The sequence below is a fragment of the Mesorhizobium sp. M0659 genome (genome assembly GCF_040320605.1).
Lineage (GTDB): Bacteria > Pseudomonadota > Alphaproteobacteria > Rhizobiales > Rhizobiaceae > Mesorhizobium.
Genome location: NZ_JAMYPY010000005.1, coordinates 365,909 through 383,216, shown reverse-complemented (window position 1 = coordinate 383,216; position 17,308 = coordinate 365,909). Strand labels below are relative to the sequence as shown.

General features: G+C 64.6%; 18 protein-coding genes and 1 pseudogene. 11 read left to right on the top strand and 8 right to left on the bottom strand.

The features are described from left to right. A pseudogene (locus NKI31_RS11610) lies at positions 1-282 on the top strand (3-oxoadipyl-CoA thiolase); the annotation flags it as partial. A 13-nt stretch (positions 283-295) separates the two neighbouring features. Here the strand turns inward: NKI31_RS11610 and pobA are convergent. Genes pobA through pcaD form a run of 6 tightly spaced genes read right to left on the bottom strand, consistent with a single transcriptional unit; the run spans position 296 to position 5,114 of the window. Beyond that, complete coding sequence (pobA, locus tag NKI31_RS11605; RefSeq protein WP_023685269.1) at positions 296-1,468, bottom strand: 4-hydroxybenzoate 3-monooxygenase; 1,173 nt, start codon at positions 1,466-1,468, stop codon at positions 296-298. Then, complete coding sequence (locus NKI31_RS11600) at positions 1,468-2,520, bottom strand: 3-carboxy-cis,cis-muconate cycloisomerase (protein ID WP_023685270.1); 1,053 nt, start codon at positions 2,518-2,520, stop codon at positions 1,468-1,470. Before NKI31_RS11600 ends, pobA begins: the two co-directional genes overlap by 1 nt. Positions 2,521-2,539: 19 nt before the next feature. Continuing rightward, on the bottom strand, positions 2,540-3,154 hold the full coding sequence (pcaG, locus tag NKI31_RS11595; protein WP_023685271.1) for a protocatechuate 3,4-dioxygenase subunit alpha: 615 nt from the start codon (positions 3,152-3,154) through the stop codon (positions 2,540-2,542). Next, a complete protein-coding gene (pcaH, locus tag NKI31_RS11590) occupies positions 3,154-3,909 on the bottom strand; it encodes a protocatechuate 3,4-dioxygenase subunit beta (RefSeq protein ID WP_023685272.1) in 756 nt (251 codons plus the stop codon). Before pcaH ends, pcaG begins: the two co-directional genes overlap by 1 nt. Then, positions 3,899-4,312, bottom strand: coding sequence for a 4-carboxymuconolactone decarboxylase (gene pcaC, locus NKI31_RS11585; protein ID WP_023685273.1), 414 nt, complete (start codon positions 4,310-4,312; stop codon positions 3,899-3,901). The genes pcaH and pcaC overlap by 11 nt, the downstream gene beginning before the upstream one ends. Next, positions 4,305-5,114, bottom strand: coding sequence for a 3-oxoadipate enol-lactonase (gene pcaD, locus NKI31_RS11580; RefSeq protein WP_023687922.1), 810 nt, complete (start codon positions 5,112-5,114; stop codon positions 4,305-4,307). The genes pcaC and pcaD overlap by 8 nt, the downstream gene beginning before the upstream one ends. 92 nt (positions 5,115-5,206) lie before the next feature. On the opposite strand from pcaD, the gene pcaQ reads away from it, so the two are divergent. The 9 genes from pcaQ (at position 5,207) to NKI31_RS11535 (ending at position 14,755) form a co-directional block, all read left to right on the top strand. Continuing rightward, a complete protein-coding gene (pcaQ, locus tag NKI31_RS11575) occupies positions 5,207-6,124 on the top strand; it encodes a pca operon transcription factor PcaQ (RefSeq protein WP_023685275.1) in 918 nt (305 codons plus the stop codon). 276 nt (positions 6,125-6,400) lie between these two features. Continuing rightward, positions 6,401-7,699 carry an ABC transporter substrate-binding protein gene (locus NKI31_RS11570; RefSeq protein ID WP_023815843.1) on the top strand — a complete coding sequence of 433 codons (1,299 nt, stop codon included), beginning with the start codon at positions 6,401-6,403 and terminating at the stop codon, positions 7,697-7,699. 89 nt (positions 7,700-7,788) lie between these two features. Beyond that, on the top strand, positions 7,789-8,463 hold the full coding sequence (locus NKI31_RS11565) for an ABC transporter ATP-binding protein (RefSeq protein ID WP_352651533.1): 675 nt from the start codon (positions 7,789-7,791) through the stop codon (positions 8,461-8,463). Beyond that, positions 8,460-9,188, top strand: a complete 729-nt coding sequence (locus NKI31_RS11560; RefSeq protein ID WP_023685278.1) for an ABC transporter ATP-binding protein — start codon at positions 8,460-8,462, stop codon at positions 9,186-9,188. The genes NKI31_RS11565 and NKI31_RS11560 overlap by 4 nt, the downstream gene beginning before the upstream one ends. Beyond that, on the top strand, positions 9,185-10,081 hold the full coding sequence (locus NKI31_RS11555) for a branched-chain amino acid ABC transporter permease (RefSeq protein ID WP_023685279.1): 897 nt from the start codon (positions 9,185-9,187) through the stop codon (positions 10,079-10,081). The genes NKI31_RS11560 and NKI31_RS11555 overlap by 4 nt, the downstream gene beginning before the upstream one ends. After that, complete coding sequence (locus tag NKI31_RS11550) at positions 10,078-11,142, top strand: branched-chain amino acid ABC transporter permease (RefSeq protein ID WP_352651528.1); 1,065 nt, start codon at positions 10,078-10,080, stop codon at positions 11,140-11,142. The genes NKI31_RS11555 and NKI31_RS11550 overlap by 4 nt, the downstream gene beginning before the upstream one ends. A 2-nt stretch (positions 11,143-11,144) precedes the next feature. Beyond that, positions 11,145-11,930, top strand: coding sequence for a coniferyl-alcohol dehydrogenase (locus tag NKI31_RS11545; protein ID WP_027050689.1), 786 nt, complete (start codon positions 11,145-11,147; stop codon positions 11,928-11,930). A gap of 94 nt (positions 11,931-12,024) precedes the next feature. Next, positions 12,025-13,470, top strand: a complete 1,446-nt coding sequence (locus NKI31_RS11540; RefSeq protein ID WP_023815845.1) for an aldehyde dehydrogenase — start codon at positions 12,025-12,027, stop codon at positions 13,468-13,470. A gap of 253 nt (positions 13,471-13,723) precedes the next feature. Then, on the top strand, positions 13,724-14,755 hold the full coding sequence (locus tag NKI31_RS11535) for a hydroxyacid dehydrogenase (RefSeq protein ID WP_023685282.1): 1,032 nt from the start codon (positions 13,724-13,726) through the stop codon (positions 14,753-14,755). 160 nt (positions 14,756-14,915) lie between these two features. Here the strand turns inward: NKI31_RS11535 and msuE are convergent, their stop codons facing one another. After that, positions 14,916-15,476 carry an FMN reductase gene (gene msuE / locus NKI31_RS11530; RefSeq protein ID WP_352651527.1) on the bottom strand — a complete coding sequence of 187 codons (561 nt, stop codon included), beginning with the start codon at positions 15,474-15,476 and terminating at the stop codon, positions 14,916-14,918. 124 nt (positions 15,477-15,600) lie between these two features. Continuing rightward, entirely contained in the window at positions 15,601-16,419 is an 819-nt protein-coding gene (locus NKI31_RS11525) for a glutathione S-transferase family protein (RefSeq protein WP_352651526.1), read from the bottom strand. Between NKI31_RS11525 and NKI31_RS11520 the strand changes: the two genes are divergently transcribed. Further along, positions 16,405-17,292, top strand: a complete 888-nt coding sequence (locus tag NKI31_RS11520) for an AraC family transcriptional regulator (protein ID WP_352651525.1) — start codon at positions 16,405-16,407, stop codon at positions 17,290-17,292. The two genes, NKI31_RS11525 and NKI31_RS11520, sit on opposite strands and share 15 nt — an antisense overlap. The last annotated feature ends 16 nt before the right edge of the window (positions 17,293-17,308 follow it).

Here is a 17,308-nt window from a genome sequence, read left to right as displayed (position 1 = left end):
CGCGGGGGCCTCACCCCTCCAAATTTCGTTGTCATCTAACTCACCCAAGCTTTCCCCTCCAAAGGCTTCCCGGTGCCCCCCAAACTCGGATGCGCCGTGTTTGCGGAGAACGTCAACCCCAATGGCGGCGCCATCGCGCTTGGTCATCCCTTGGGCATGTCGGGCGCGCGCATTGCAGGCACGGCTGCGCTGGAGCTTCGCGAGCGCGGCGCCCGCTATGCGCTCGCCACCATGTGCATCGGCGTCGGCCAGGGCATCGCAGTGGCGCTCGAACGGGTTTGAGATCGCACTGCCCTTAATAGGGCAAACCGACATAGTTCTCCGCCAGCGCGGTCGACGCCGCCTGCGAATGCACGAGATAGTCGAGCTCGGCTTCCTGGATGCGCTGGCCGAACTCGCCCGTATCGGGAAAGCGGTGCAGCATCGTCGTCATCCACCAGGAGAAGCGCACCGCCTTCCACACCCGAGCCAGCGCTTTGGCTGAATAGGCGTCAAGCCCGGCCTGCGATTTGTCCAGATAGAATTCGCGAAGTCCGGCAAAGAGATAGCGCACGTCGCTGGCAGCGAGGTTGAGCCCTTTGGCGCCGGTCGGGGGCACGATATGGGCGGCGTCGCCGACCAGGAACAGCCGGCCGAAGCGCATCGGCTCGGCAACGAAGGAGCGCAGCGGCGCGATCGACTTTTCGAAGGACGGCCCGGTAACAACGGCGGCGGCAGTCTGCTCGGGCAGGCGACGGCGCAACTCATCCCAGAAGCGGTCGTCGCTCCAGGCCTCGACGCTCTCATCAACCGGAACCTGCACATAGTAGCGGCTGCGATGTGTCGAGCGCATCGAGCACAGCGCAAAGCCCCGCTCATGGTTGGCGTAGACCAGTTCGTGATCGGCCGGCGGCACTTCGGCCAGCACGCCGAGCCAGCCGAAGGGATAGGTCCGCTCGAAGGTTTTCAGCGCCCGCTCAGGCACCGATTTGCGGCTGACGCCGTGATAGCCATCGCAGCCGGCGATGAAGTCGCAGTCGATGCGATGGCCGACGCCGTCCTTGCTATAGGTGACGTAAGGCGCTTCGCCATCGAAACCATGCAGCGCGACGTTGGCCGCCTCATAGACGGTGGTCAGCCCGGCCGCCTCGCGCTTGTCCATCAGATCGTGCGTCACTTCGGTCTGGCCATAGACGGTGACATGCTTTCCCCCAGTCAGTGCCGTGAGGTCGAGCCGGTGCAGGCCGCCGCCGAAGGCAAGCGAGATGCCGGCATGCAGCAGGCCCTCGGCATGCAGCCTTGCAGCTGCGCCCGCCTCTTCGAGCAACTCGACGGTGCCTTGTTCGAGCACCCCTGCCCGCACCCGGCCAAGCACATGCTCCCGGCTCGAACGTTCGAGGATCACCGTCTCGACGCCAATGGTGCCGAGAAGCTGGCCAAGCAGCAGCCCGGACGGTCCGGAGCCGACAATGACAATCCGGGTGCGCATCAGTGTCCCAGGCTTTCGATCTGTCCGGCGAGTTCGGCGGCGAGCCGTAGCGCAGCCGCGGTCGCAACCGCCATCTGCGGCAAGAGCAGCCATTCCAGCGTCCAGGCAGCACCGGAGCGCTCCTGCTCATGCACCAGCGCCTGATGCATGCCGGAAAGCTGGGTGGCGTTGAAGCGCGCCAGCGTCACCAGCACTTCCGCCTTCACCGGGTTCTGCTTGTGCGGCATGGCCGACGAGCCGCCGCCGCCGGACAGCTTGATGTCGGTTCTATCTTGAGCCATCAGCGCAATGTCCTGGCCGAACTTGCCGAGGCTGCCGGTGATGAGCGATAGCAGCCCGGCGAATTCGGCCAGCGCATCCCGCTGGCTGTGCCATTGCGGCGCGTCGCCAAGGCCGAGCTTTGCGGCAAGGGCCGCGCGCACGGCAGGTCCTTTGTCGCCCAGCTTCTCCAGCGTGCCGGCGGCGCCGCCAAACTGCACCACGAGCAGACGCTTGGATTGCTCCGACAGTCTCTGCTGATGCCGTTGCAGCGGCGTGCGCCACACCGCCACGCGGTCCGACGCCTGAATTGGGATCGCCGGCTGCATGCGCGTCATCGCTGTCAATGCACGGCTGCCAAAACGTTCTTCCAGCCCCACCAGCCGCAGAATGTTTTCAGTCAGCAGCAGGTCGAGATGTTCAATGAGCCGGCGCAGCCGAAGCACCAGGCCAGTGTCGATGACGTCCTGGCTGGTTGCGCCGAAATGCACGCCGGCGTCGTGCGGCGCCCCGACCGCTGCCTTCAACTGGCGCACCAGTTCGGGCACGATCACGCCATCCTTCGCCACACCGGCCCGCAGCCGCGCGGTGTCCGGCTTGTATGACAACAGGACAGGTACAATCGCCGCGGCGGCATCCGTGCCGATAGTCCCGCTTTCGGCTTCCGCTTGCGCCAGCGCGCGCTCGAAATCGAGCATGGCGGCGATTTCCGCATCCACCGAAAAATGCCGAGCCGCCTCCTCGTCGCCGAGCAGGCCGGAGAGCAGCGGATGGTCGAAGGGCGATACGGTCATGTCATTGGTTTCCTGACCGTCAGCTGTCGAAGAAGACCGTTTCCTTCTCCCCTTGGAGATGGACGTCGAAAATATAGTTGTCGCCTTGCCGCTCGGCGATCAGCGTCGGCACGCGCACCTTGTGCTCGATGCGGGCCAGGATCGGATCCTCGGCATTGGCCTTGGCCTCGTCGGAGAAATAGAGCCGCGTGTGGAGGCCGATATTGATGCCGCGGGCGACGATCCACAGGCTGATATGCGGCGCCATCAGCCGGCCGTCGCCATACGGCACGCGTCCCGGCTTGATCGTCTGAAAACTGCACAGGCCGGTTTCCATGTCGGTCGGCTGACGGCCCCAGCCCTGAAAATCCGGATCGGCATCGCCGCGCAATTCGGCCGGCGAATTGTAGAAGCCATTGGCATCCGCTTGCCAGATTTCGATCAAGGCATCCCTGAGCGGCGTGCCGGTGCCGTCGAGCACGCGGATGCGCAAACCGATGCGCTCGCCCTTGGTCTTGTCGTTGAGCATCGTCGCGCCGAGGTCTGTCGGATAGACGCCGCCGATACCACCGAAATTCGGCGTCAGCCCGATATGCACGTAGGGCCCGGCGGTCTGCGACGGGCTCTCCTTCAGCCGGGTCAGCGATTGCGCCATCAATTGCCCTCCGGCCGGTTTTCGAACAGCGCGGCGCGGCGCCCGCGCAGCACGATGTCGAACTTGTAGGCGCGCGCGTCGAACGGGATCGTCGCCTGCATGTCGAGCGCCGCGACCAGCGTCTCAACGGCCGCCTTGTCACGGATACCGCGCACGATCGGGCACCGCCAGATCAGCGGGTCGCCCTCGAAATACATCTGCGTGATCAGCCGCTGTGCGAAGCCGTGGCCGAACACCGAGAAATGGATGTGCGATGGCCGCCAGTCATTGGGCCCGTTCGGCCAGGGATAGGGACCGGGCTTCACCGTGCGAAAGGCATAGCCGCCATCGGCATCGGTGATGGTGCGGCCGCAGCCGCCGAAATTCGGATCGAGCGGCGCGAGATAGCCGTCCTTCTTGTGGCGGTAACGGCCGCCTGAATTGGCCTGCCAGAATTCGAGCAGCGCGCCGGAGACGCCCTGGCCGCGCTCGTCGAGCACGCGGCCATAGACGATGATACGCTCGCCGATTGCGCTCTCGCCGGGCTTGGCGAAGTTGTGGATCAGGTCATTGTCGAGTTCGCCGAGCATGGCGTGGCCGAACACCGGACCGGTGATTTCGGACGCCGTGTTGTCGAAGGCCAGCAGCGCCTTTTGCGGCGAGCGCAACACCGACGTCTTGTAGTCGGGCGTCAGCGCCGGCGGATGCCAGCCACGGTCGCGCTGGAAGAAGGCTCCGCTCTCGGGCCTGCGGTTCGAGCCGGCATCAGCTGGCATGGCCAGCCCTGCTTCCGTCCATTTCCGAAAACACCTCCTTGGCGATCCTGAAGGCGCGGTTGGCGGCCGGCACGCCGGCATAGATCGCGACATGCAGGAACGCTTCGCAGATATCGTCGCGCGACGCACCGGTGTTGGCGGTGGCGCGCACATGCATGGCGACCTCTTCATCATGGCCAAGGGCGGCCAGCAGTGCCAGCGTCACGATCGAGCGTTCGCGCCTGCTGAAGCCCGGACGCGCCCACACAGTGCCCCAGGCTGCCTCGGTGATCAGCTCCTGGAACGGCCGGTCGAAATCGGTGACGGCATCCTCGCTGCGATCAACATGCGGGTCGCCGAGCACCGAGCGCCTGACGGTCAGCCCGGTCTGATATCTGGTTTCGTTTTTGGGCAGTTCATCCATGGGTCTGCTTTCTCAGGGGAAGCGCCGCGACGAAATCGCGGATCAGGGTGGTCAGCGCCTTGGGCTGTTCGACGCAAGGGATGTGCGCGGCGTCACGAATGATTTCGAAATGTGCGCCTGGGATCAGATCGGCCAGCCAGCGGACGAGATCCGGCGGCGTCGAGCCGTCCTGGTCGCCAACGACGCAAAGCGTGGGTACCGCGATCCCCTGCGCGGCCTCGGTGAAATCGGCATCGCGCACCGCGGCGCAGGTGCCGACATAGCCGGCGACGGCTTGCCGGGTCATCATGTTCCAGTAGCCGTCGAGCTCGGCGACACGGTCCGCGTGGAAGGCAGGCGTAAACCACATTTTGAGCACGGCATCGGCGATGGCCTGGATACCTTTGCTTTCGACCGTTTCGATGCGGGTGTTCCAGCTGTCGGCCGTGCCGATCTTGTGGGCGGTGTCGCACAGGATGAGGCCGTCGACGATTTCGGGGCGCCGGGCATAAAACCCTTGCGCAATCAGGCCGCCCACCGACAGGCCGCACAGCACCGCATTGTTCAGTTCGAAATGATCGATCAGGCCCGACAGATCATCGACATGCTCGTCGATCGAGCTGACGCCACCAATGTCGGACAGGCCATGGCCGCGCTTGTCGTAGACCAACACAGGCATTTCGCCACCCAGTTCGGACAACACCTCGTCCCAGACGCGGAAGTCGGTGCCCAGCGAATTGATGAACACGATCGGCCGCGCATTTCCCTTCGCCTTGATATGGCGATGGTGCAGCGTGATGCCGCCAATGTTGACGAATGGCACGATTTCGATCCTCCGTGTTCACATTGCACAAGGCATTTGGTTTGGTAAAATGATATTTTACGCCATTTCATTAACTGCTAGGTTATGAGAACATGTCCGAAAGCCGCATAAGGTTCCGTCACCTGCAGGCATTCCTTGAGGTAGCGCGGCAAGGCAGCGTGGCGAGGGCGGCCGACTTTCTCCATGTCAGCCCACCGGCCGTGACCAAGACGTTGCGCGAATTGGAGGAGGCGCTTGGCATCGCTGTCGTCGAACGCGACGGCCGCGGCATCAGGGTGACACGGCTTGGCGAAATCTTTCTCGGCCATGCCGGCACGGCGATCACGGCACTGAAGCGCGGCGTCGATTCCGTCCGCCAGGACGGCGCCATCAACCGGCATCCGATCCGCATCGGCGCGCTCCCGACAGTGTCGGCCAAGGTGATGCCACGCGCCATAAGCCTGTTCCTGAGTGAAAATACCGGTGCTGCGATCAAGATCGTCACCGGCGAGAACGCGGTCCTGCTGGAACAGTTGCGCGTCGGTGCGCTCGATCTCGTCGTCGGCCGGCTTGCGGCGCCGGAAAACATGACCGGCTTCTTCTTCGAGCATCTCTATTCCGAACCGGTGCTGTTCGTGGTGAGGGCCGGCCATCCGCTGCTGCAGCCGGGCCAGGACATCTTCGCCCGGCTCGATGAATTCCCGGTGCTGATGCCGACGCGGGAGTCGGTCATCCGCCCCTTCGTCGACCGCCTGTTCATCACCAACGGCATGACGGCGCCTGCGACCGAGATCGAGACCGTCTCGGATTCCTTCGGCCGTGCCTTCCTGCGCCAAAGCAATGCGGTCTGGATCATATCGACAGGCGTCGTCGCCAACGAACTCTCCAGCGGCGCCTTCGTCGCCTTGCCCGTCAACACCGAGGAAACCAAAGGGCCGGTCGGCCTGACGATGCGGACCGACACTGCGCCTTCGCCGGCCTTCACCATCCTGCTGCAGACCATTCGCGAGGCGGCCAGCCAGAACGCCTGAGCACCTTTCGCCAATCTGGCGCAGAGCGGGCCTTCAGCCGTATTTCCATAACCTGTTGGTTAACGAAACACCGCAAAATATCATTTTACCAAACCAAACACCTAGGGCACTGTGACGATGGGAGGATCGAAATCGTGCCGTTATCGGCATTGGCGGCGTTCCGCTGCCGCCTCAAGGCCTGCCGGGGCGATCTCCGATCTTAAGAACGGGCGGCATCGATTTTGAGCAGGCCGGCGGTGACCTCCAGGTGCCGTCAGGAAAGGGAGGAATACCAGCATGACCTCAAGCAAATCCGGCGTCTCGCGGCGCCAGTTCATCGCCACATCGCTCGCCGGCGGCGCGGCACTTGCGCTCAGCCGCGGCCAGGCATTCGCGCAGGCCGCCGACACGCTGAAGGTCGGCTTTGTCAGCCCGCGCACCGGGCCGCTCGCCGGCTTCGGCCAGACCGACGGCTATGTGCTCGATCTCGCCCGCAAGGCGCTCGCCAACGGCCTCGACATCGGCGGCAAGAAATACAGTGTCGAGATCATCGACCAGGACACGCAATCCGACCCGTCGCGCGCCGGCCAGCTCGCCAAGGACCTCATCAACAACCAGGCCGTCGACCTGATGCTGGCGGTGTCGACGCCGGAGGTGATCAACCCGGTCGCCGACGCCTGCGAAGCCGCCGGCGTGCCTTGCCTCTCCACCGTCATGCCGTGGGAGGCCTGGTATTTCGGCCGCGGCGCCAAGCCCGGCGAACCCTCGCCGTTCAAATGGACCTATCATTTCGGCTTCGGCGTCGACGAGTTCTTCCGGACCTACATCTCGCAATGGAACCTGATCGAGACCAACAAGAAGGTCGGCGTCATGTATCCCAACGACGCAGACGGCAATGCCATCCGCACCCATCTGGCGCCGTTGCTGGCAAAGCAGGGTTTCACCATCGTCGATCCCGGCGCCTACGAGACCGGCACCACCGACTATTCCTCGCAGATCGCGCTGTTCAAGCAGGAAGGCGTCGAGATCTTCAACTCCTTCCCGATCCCGCCGGACTTCGCCGCCTTCTGGCGTCAGGCTGCACAGCAAGGCCTGATCAAGCAGATCAAGATCTGCCAGGTCGCCAAGACCGGATTGTTCCCGTCCGACATCGAGGCGCTGGGCGATCTCGGCAACAAGATTTCGAGCGCCGCTTACTGGCACAAGGCCTTTCCCTACAAGTCGCCGCTGACCGGCGTTTCGGGAATCGAACTGGCCGACGGTTATGAGGCCGCCAGCGGCAAGCAGTGGACGCAGCAGCTCGGCGCCTCGATGTCGCTGCTCGACGCCGGCTTCGAGGCGCTGAAGGCAAGCACCGACGCCAAGGACAAGGCGGCCGTCGCCAAGGCGCTGAGCGCGCTCAACACCGAGACCATGATCGGCAAGGTCGACTTCACCAGCGGCCCGGTCGCCAATGTCTCTCCCGGCCCGATCATCGGCACCCAATGGGTGGCGGCCAAGGAAGGCGGCAAATTCCCGCTCGACTACGTCGTGACCGAGAACGCCACCGACCCGAAGGTTCCGGTCGAGGCCAAGCTCCAGCCGTATAACGGCTGACGGACGGCTACGGGGATCGCATCGTGAACGGTTCAGCAAACGCCGCGATCCTCCGCGCTGCCGGCATCCAGAAACGCTTCGGCGCGCTGGTGGTGCTCGACGATGTCGACTTCGCCATGAATGCCGATGAGGCCGTCGGCATCGTCGGCCCGAACGGCGCCGGCAAGACGACGCTGCTCAGCATCTTATCAGGCGCCTTCCCGCCGAGCGCCGGCACGGTCGCCTTCAAGGGTGGCGATGTGACCGCGATGCCGGCTACAGCGCGCTGTCGTCTCGGCCTGGTGCGCACGCACCAGGTGCCCAAGCCGTTCGGCGGCATGACCACGTTCGAGAACGTTTTTGTTGCCGCGTCGCATGGCGCCGGTCTCGCCCGCGACGAGGCCTATGAAGAGGCGCTGGAGTCGCTGAAACTGTGCGGCATGATGGGCGTGGCCAACCGGCGCGCCGAAACGCTCGGCCTGCTCGACCGCAAGCGGCTGGAACTTGCCCGCGCGCTCGCGGCAAGGCCTACGCTGCTTCTGCTCGACGAGATCGGCGGCGGACTGACCGATGGCGAGGCGAGCGAACTTGTCGATACCATCAAGGAATTGCGCCGCCGCAAGATCGGCATCGTCTGGATCGAGCACATCGTCCACATCATGCTGCAGGTGGCAGAGCGGCTGATCTGTATGGACGCCGGCAAGATCATCGCCGATGGCGAGCCGCAAGCGGTGATGGCCGACCCGGAAGTCGTGCGCGCCTATCTCGGCGGAGGCCCGAAATGAGCCTGCTCGCAATCGAGAATCTGGTCGTCCGCCATGGCCTGTTGCAGGCGGTGCGCGGTGTGAGCTTTACGATCGAGCGCGGCGAAACGCTGGCGCTGGTCGGCGCCAACGGCGCCGGCAAGACGACGCTGCTGCGGGCGATCGCCGGCGCCCATGAGCCGACGGCCGGCCGCGTGCTGCTGAATGGCGCCGATATCACCGGCGTTCCCTCGCACAAGCGCGTCGGCATGGGCGTCGCGCTGGTGCCGGAAGGGCGAAAACTGTTCGTGCAAATGACGGTCGAGGAGAACCTCCTGCTTGGCAAGACCGCCGGCCGTCCCGGCGACTGGAGCGTGGAACGAGTGCTCGACACGTTCCCCAATCTGAAGCCGCGCCGCCATGCCAAGACCGGGCATCTCTCCGGTGGCGAGCAGCAGGCCACCGCCATCGGCCGCGCTTTGATGAGCAATCCCGAACTGCTGCTGCTCGACGAGGTCTCGCTCGGCCTGTCGCCGCTGGTGGTCGACCGCGTATACGCTTCGCTGCAAGGCCTGATCAGCTCCGGCACGACGATCATCCTGGTCGAACAGGACCTCAATCGCGCGCTCTCGGTCTCGGACAAGGTCATCTGCATGCTCGAAGGACGCGTCGCGCTGGAAGGCCCGAGCAAGGGCATGTCCCGCGATGAAGTGACGAAAGCCTATTTTGGTCTGCACAGAAAAAGCGCCGGGAGTGTGCCGGCATGAGCAACCAGATCGTCCAGGGCATCCTGCTCGGCGGCTACTACGCGCTGATCGCCTGCGGCCTCTCCTTCATGTTTTCGGTGATGCGCATAATCAACCTCGCGCATGGCAGCCTGGCCGTGTTTTCCGCCTACGCGCTGTGGTGGCTCGCCTCGCAATTCCATATCTCGCCCTTCGTCGGCCTGCTCATCGTGCTGCCGCTGATGGCGGCCATCGGCTGGGCGCTGCAGCGCTTCCTGCTCGAGCGCAGCGCCCGCGGCGGCGCGCTCCTGCCGATCCTGACCACGTTCGGCCTCGCCATCGTCATCGACAATGCGCTGTTCGAGCAGTTCGGCGCCGACACACGTTCGCTGGCGCCCTATATCGGCAGCCTCTCCTACGATTCCTGGGAATGGCCGGGCAGCATCTATGTCGGCAAGCTTGCCGTGATCATGTTCGCCGCCGCCGTCATCTTGCTTGGCGGACTGCAGCTGTTCCTCACCCGCACCAGGCTTGGCCGCTCGATCCGCGCCACGTCGGAAGATCCCGACACGGCCGGTCTCGTCGGCGTCGATGCGCGCCGCGCCAATGCCCTCGCCGCCGCCATCGCCATGGTCACCGTTGGGCTGGCCGGCGCCTTCCTCGCCATGCGCGCCACCTTCGATCCCTATACCGGCGCACCTCAATTGCTGTTCGCCTTCGAGGCGGCGGTGATCGGCGGCGCCGGTTCGCTATGGGGCACGCTGGTCGGCGGCATCGTTCTGGCGCTCGCCCAGACGCTCGGCGCGCAGATCCATCCGCAAGGTTTTCTGATCGGCGGCCATGTCGCCTTCCTGATCGTGCTGTTCATCCGGCTCTCCACCTCCGGCCTTGGCCTGCGCGGCCTGCTGCGCCTGCCCGCGAGGAAAGCATCATGAGCGCGGTTTTAAACGACCCCGTCATCGAGCGCGGCACCTCCGCCTCGCGCATCTCGGCGATTGCGGTCGTCGTCATCATCGCGCTGCTTGGCATCGCGCCGCACTTCCTGTCGGCCGGCGCCGTCGACCGCCTTACCGCCTTGTTCATCTATGTGATCCTGGCAGCGATGTGGAACGCGCTGGCCGGCTTCGGCGGGCTGGTTTCGGTTGGACAGCAGGTGTTCTTCGGCCTCGGCGCCTATTTCGCCATCCGTCTGGCCGATGCCGGCCTCAACCCGTTCGCCTCGCTGTTCGTTTCGGCGATCATCGTCGGCGCGATCTCCTGGCCGATGTCGCTGTTCATGCTGAAGCTTAAGAACGGCGAGTTCGCCATCGGCATGTGGGTGATCGCCGCGCTCACCCATCTGCTGGTCAATCTCGACCGGCTGGTGCAAGGCGAAACCGGGACGTCGCTGATCTCGCTCAACGTCTATGACGCCGGCGTCAGGCGGGCGACGATCTACTGGCTGGCGTTGGCCGCGATGACGGCGCTGCTCGCCACCCTGTTTAGCCTGCTGCGTGGCAGCACGGGTGCGGCCATCCGCGCCATCAGGGACAATGAGGAGGCCGCGGCATCGGTCGGCGTGCGCGTCACTGGAACCAAGCGGCTGCTCTTCGTGCTCGCCGCCTTCGGCATCGGCATGGCCGGCGCGCTGTGGTTGGCCACGTCGATCACCTTCCAGCCGAAAACCTACTTCAACGTCCAGTGGGCCGCCTACATGATCTTCATGGTGCTGGTCGGCGGCATCGGCACCTTCGAGGGCGCCATTCTGGGTGCGCTGCTGTTCTTCCTCATCGAGACCTGGTTCGGCGGCACCGGCGTCTGGTATCTGATCGGCCTCGGCGCCACGGCGGTGCTGTTCTCGCTGTTCCTGCCGCGCGGCCTGTGGGGAACGCTGGAGGAGCGCTTTGGCCTGCGCCTGCTGCCGGTCGGCTACCGGGTCAGGCTGCCGGCAAACGCCGGCGATAGTGACGCGACGCCTTCGCCGCAACAGGCCGCAACGCATAGTGAAAAGGCGTGACCATGCTGTTCGGCAAGACCATCCTCATCACCGGTGTCGCCTCTGGTATCGGCGCTCGCACGGCCGAACTTGCCGGCCAACTGGGCGCTGACGTGATCGGCGTCGATATGCGTGAACCGGCAGCATCGGCCGGCAGTTTCGTCAAGGCTGACATCTCATCCAAGGCCGGCGTCGACGATCTCCTCGGGCGCCTGCCGCAGCGCATCGATGCGCTCTGCAATGTCGCCGGCCTCCCCGGCAACACCGGTGCGGTGTCGACACTGGCCGTCAACTTCTACGGCCTGCGCGCGCTCTCGGAAGGCCTCGCACCAAGACTTCGTGAAGGCGGCACCGTAGTCAACGTCGCCTCGATCGCCGGCTATGGCTGGCGCGCCAATCTCAACCGCGCGGCATCGATGGTCGGCATCGAAGGCTTTCCCGATGTGGCGAAGATGATCGCCGACCATCAGGTGAAGAACGAGGAAGGCTATCCCGTTTCCAAGGAGCTGCTGCTGTTGTGGACGCAGCGCGCCGCACATCAGGACCTGTTCAGGAGCCGCGGCATCCGCGTCAATGCAGTGAGCCCCGGCCCGGTCGAGACGCCGATCCTCAAACAGTTCCGCAATGTGCTGGGTGACGCCCGCGTGGACAGCGACATCGCCAGGGTCGGGCGCGCCGGAACCTCGGGCGACATCGCGCCTGTCGTGCTGTTCCTGTGCTCGGACGGCGCACGCTGGGTCAACGGCGTCAATGTGCCGGTTGACGGTGGGCTTGAAGCATCGATCAATGCCGAGGTGCTCGGCTTCTAGACCATGATCCCGAAAAGTGGGAGCCGGTGTTCGGATCAGATCGTGGTCGATAATAGATAGAAAAGACGCTCCACGGCGAGCGAGGGAGAGAACAATGGACATCGGACTTCTGATCGACGGCGACAAAAGGGATGCCTCCGGCTCAGCCTCTTACGAGCGCATGGACCCGTTCACCGGCAAGCTGGCGACCCGCGCTGCCGCAGCCAGCATCGCCGACGCCAATGCCGCGGTCGAAGCCGCTGCTGCCGCTTTCAAGACGTGGTCGAAGACCGGCCCGGGCGAGCGCCGCGCTTTGCTGTCCAAGGCGGCCGATGTCATGGACTCCAAGGTCGGCGAATTCACCAAATTGATGATGGAAGAAACCGGCGCGACCGGCCCCTGGGCCGGCTTCAACGTCATGCTCGCCGCCAAAATGCTGCGCGAGGCAGCCGCCATGACGACGCAGATTTCGGGCGAGGTCATTCCCTCCGACAAGCCCGGCACGCTGGCCATGGCGATCCGCCAGCCGGCCGGCGTCTGCCTCGGCATCGCGCCGTGGAATGCACCGGTCATCCTCGGTACTCGTGCCATCGCCATGCCGATCGCCTGCGGCAACACGGTTGTGCTGAAAGCTTCGGAAATGTGCCCAGGCACACACCGGCTGATCGGGCAGGTGCTGGTCGAGGCCGGCCTGCCCAAGGGCGTCATCAATGTCGTCACCAATGATCCCAAGGACGCAGCGACAATCGCCGAGGCACTGGTCGCGCACCCCGCCGTAAGGCGTGTCAACTTCACCGGCTCGACCAAGGTCGGCAGGATCATTGCCGAACTCGCCGGCCGTCACTTGAAGCCGGCGCTGCTCGAACTCGGCGGCAAGGCGCCGCTGGTCGTGCTCGACGATGCCGACATCGACGCCGCGGTCAATGCGGCGACCTTCGGCGCCTACATGCATCAGGGCCAGATCTGCATGTCGACCGAGCGTCTGGTCGTCGATGAAAAGGTCGCCGACGAATTCGTCGCCAAGCTCGCCGCCCGCGCCGCGCAGCTGCCTGCCGGCGACCCGCGCGGCCATGTCGTGCTCGGTTCGCTGATCAGCGGCCAAGCCGCCGACAAGATGGAAGAACTGGTTGCCGACGCCGTCGCCAAGGGCGCCAGGCTTGTGGCCGGCGGCAAGCGCACCGGAACCGTAGTCGAGGCGACATTGCTCGACCACGTGACGCCGGCGATGCGCGTCTATTCGGAAGAATCCTTCGGCCCGGTCAAGCCGGTGATCCGCGTCAAGGGCGAGGACGAAGCGGTACGTGTCGCCAACGATACCGAATACGGCCTGTCTTCAGCCGTGTTCAGCCGCGACATCCGCCGTGCCATGGCGGTTGCCGCGCGCATCGAAGCCGGTATCTGCCACATCAACGGCCCGACCGTCGGCGACGAGGCGCAAATGCCGTTCGGCGGCGTCAAGGGTTCAGGCTACGGCCGCTTCGGCGGCAAGGCCTCGATTGCCGAGTTCACCGACCTGCGCTGGCTGACCATCGAGGATCCGGGGCAGCACTATCCGTTTTGACTCCACCTTCTCTCACAGGGGAGAAGGAAAGGAGCCCTCAGGGCCGTTGCCTGGCGAGCCAACGGATTCCCGCATCAAAACCCGGCAAGGCTCGAGCCGCGCGATCGGCGGCCCCTCCCGGAGTTGTAAATCGTTTAATGGTGGGTATTTTACCCCTCAAGCACATGCCGCCGGACGGCGGCAAGCGGTTTTGGGGACTACCACAAGTGCAAGCAAGAATACGCGATACGCATCGCGCCGGGGAGGAATCGTTATGCCAAACAAGGCCCTGCCGCTGGTCATCAGCGCGCCGGAACCACGCACGCTCGACCTGATCTTCACCTCACCGCAGCTGGCGCGCCTCAAAGCGCATTACCGCGTCGTCGAGACGACGGCCGAGGGGGTGGCGAACTTGCCCGCCGACGTGCTTGCCGAAGCCCGCTATATTATCGGCCAGCCGCCGATCTCGCCCGAGACCTTGGACCGGATGCAGGCGCTGCGTTGCGTCTTCAATGTCGAGACCAACCTCATCAACAACATGCCCTATGAGACGCTGTTTGCGCGCGGCATCCATGTCGTCACCACCGGCCTCGTCTTCGCCGAGCCGGTGGCCGAGCTTGGCCTCGCCATGGCGCTCAACCTCGCCCGCAACATCGTCGATGCCGACCTCGCCTTCCGCAAAGGCGAAGAGCTGTGGGGCGGCGACGGCAATTTGACGGCGCGGCTTCTGTCCGGCGCCGATGTCGGCATCATCGGCTTCGGCGATCTCGGCCGTGCGCTCAACCGACTGCTGTCGGGTTTTCGCACCCGCACCAAGGTCTTCGATCCCTGGCTGCCGCCATCGATCCTGATCGACAGTGGCGTCGAGCCGGCCTCGCTGGACGAGGTGCTGTCGACCAGCGATTTCGTCTTCGTCGTCGCTTCGGTGACCTCAGAGAATCAGGGCTTTCTCGGTGCCAATGCTTTTGCCTCCATGCGCAAGGGCGCCGCATTCATCCTGCTCAGCCGCGCCGGCGTCGTCGACTTCCCTGCCCTGATGGCGGCGGTGGAAAGCGGCCACATCGTCGCCGCCAGCGATGTCTTCCCTGAAGAACCGCTGGCGCAGGACCATCCGGTCCGCACGATCCCCGGCTTCCTGCGCTCCGCCCACCGCGCCGGTGCGCTTGACATCGCCTTCAAGCGCATGGGCGACATGGTGCTGGAGGACATGGACCTGATCGACCGCGGCCTGCCGCCGCTGCGCTCCAAGCGCGCCGAGCGCGAGACCGTGTCAAGGATGCGTTCGAAGCCGGCGGACAGGAACTAGTTATCGCGATAAATCCGTCTGAAATGGATTTCGGAGTTGGCCAAGCCGCGTTGTCATCGTCGCTCAGGATGACCGCAAGCGCGGGAACCTTTGCACGGCGATACCCCGCCAGGCCTGGCCGGCGGGGTATTGATTTGCGGATGACGTAAAAATCTGCGTGCTATCCGGCCGCGACGCCGGCAGCTGAGCGATTGGCCAGCACCAGCCCGACCTCGCCGACGACCTGCTCGACGCGCTTCAGGATGGGTTCTGCCCGCAGCACGCCATCGGAAAAATCCTTGTCCGTGGCATAGACCCCTGTCGGCAGCGTCAGCGCCTCGAAGAAGCCGAACAGCGGCCGCAACTGGTGCTCGACGATCAACGCGTGGCGATCGTTACCGCCGGTGGCAAGCAGCACCACCGGCTTACCGCGCAAGGAAGCGGGATCGAACAGATCGAAGAAGTGCTTGAACAGGCCGGTGTAGCTGCCCTTGTAGGTCGGCGACCCCACCACCAGCACATCGGCATTGACGACGCTGTCGAAGATTGCCCGCGCCTGACCGTCGAGATCGCGCGCCCATTTGGCAGCGCCAAGTGAGGGGCCGAGGTCTTCGACGTCGTAGGTACTCGCCGACAATCCATGCTGGCGCGCAATGTCCCTGACGACCTGGTCGACGAAGCCGCGCGTCTTGGACGGCCGGGTGAAATTGCCGGAAAACCCGACGACGGTTGGATTGGGCATGTTTCTCTCACCTCTCGCGGACCTGCTTGATGCCGCATATTTACAGGCTTGCGCCTGCCGCAAGAAGCAAATGACTGACCTTGCAGCACCATAGTGAGGAATTTTTTTCCGTTGCCCGCTCGTCTCAGGCCGCGAGAAGCGGGCCATAGGATTCCAGGTAGAAGCCGGGCGACCTGGCGCAGGTCCGCACCGCCTCCCTGGCGGCAACCGTTTCCTGCCACCGCAGCAGGCGCTCGCATTCGGTCGGCATGACGAAGCCCAGATATTTCTCAAGCACGCACAGCTGTTCGAACCAGGGATAGAAGGCGATGTCGGCGGCGCTGAATTCCGAGCCCAGCAAAAACCGTTCGTCCGCCCCTCGCAGGGCGAAGGCATGCTGTTCCACAAAGCGCAGATCGTCGGCAAGCTGGGCCTTGATCCGCTTATGAACCATAGCGTCGGCACTGTGCATCATGGTTGCCGTCCGGGCGTAAAGCTGCGTGTCGGCGAAGCTGATCCAGATGCGCGCCTCAGCGCGGGCCTGAGCATCCCTGGGGAAAATCGGCCGTTCGGGGAATGCATCATCGAGATATTCGCAGATGATCGCCGACTCCCTGACATATTGCCCCTGATGGCGCAGCAGCGGCACCTTTCCCGTCGGCGTGAGTTTCAGGAACCACGCCGGCTTGTTGCGCAGATCGATTTGGATTTCCGTCGCCTGCAGGCCTTTCTCGGCAAGGGCGAGCCTGACACGGTGCGCATAGGGACAAAGCTGCGCGACAAAAAGCTCGATTGGCGGCATGAATAACTCCTGAGTTTCGTTATCGCCGACAAGCGGCCTGTCGGGCATAGCTAGGTCCAGTAAGGCCGGCGCGCTATTCGACAGCGTCTGGATTGATTTATCGATCGTCTGTTTCTGGAGCGAAGCGTGGACCTCCTGGCTACCCTCATGCGCGAATTGCACTTCGCAGCCGCCGGGTACCGGCGCCTCGAACTGGCCGCGCCCTGGGCGATCTCGTTCAGCCAGGCTGGGCTTCGCGGCATTCACGTCGTCATCAAGGGGCGATGCGAGGCGGTGTTCGGTGAGGAAGATGTCGAGCCTCTCGATGCCGGCGACCTGATCATTGCACCGCGCGCCGATCCGCATGTGCTGCGGTCGCCCGGCGCGCTCAAAAGCGCGAACGTCCCCGCCGCCGAACTGGCGACCCGAACCGCAGCCGGGCGTATTCGCAGCGGCGGCGAAGGCGAAAAGACCGTCATCCTGTGCGGCGCCTTCGCCTTTCGCGACGCCGACCATCCGGCACTTGCCGGCCTGCCGCGCATCGTTCACATCCGGGGATCGAATGGCCGTCTGCCCAAATGGCTGCGTGGCTATGTCGAGGCCTTGCTGGTGGAAGCGACCGACGAAGGTCCCGGCAGCGACGTGGTCATGGCTCGCCTGTCTGGGGCCATCGTCACGCGCGCCTTGCGCTCCGGTCTGGAAAGCATGGACAATCCAGGTTGGCTGAGGGGATTGCAGGACCCCGCGATCGCCAGAGCGCTCGCCACCCTGCATGAAGCCTATGGCCACGACTGGACGATCGAGGCCCTGGCACGCGCGGTCGGGCTCTCCAGGGCAACCTTTGCCGCCCGCTTTCGCGATCTCGTCGGCGAAGCGCCCATGGCCTATCTCTTCGGCTGCCGCATGCGGCAGGCCAGCCGGCTGCTGCACGAGGGCAAGAGCCTGGGCCAAGTCGCCGAGGCGGTCGGCTACAGCTCGGAAGCCGCCTTCTCCACCGCCTTCAGGCGCCACGCCGGCGTCTCGCCCGGCCAATTCAGGAAACGGAAGGATCTGTAAGGCAGAGCGATATTGG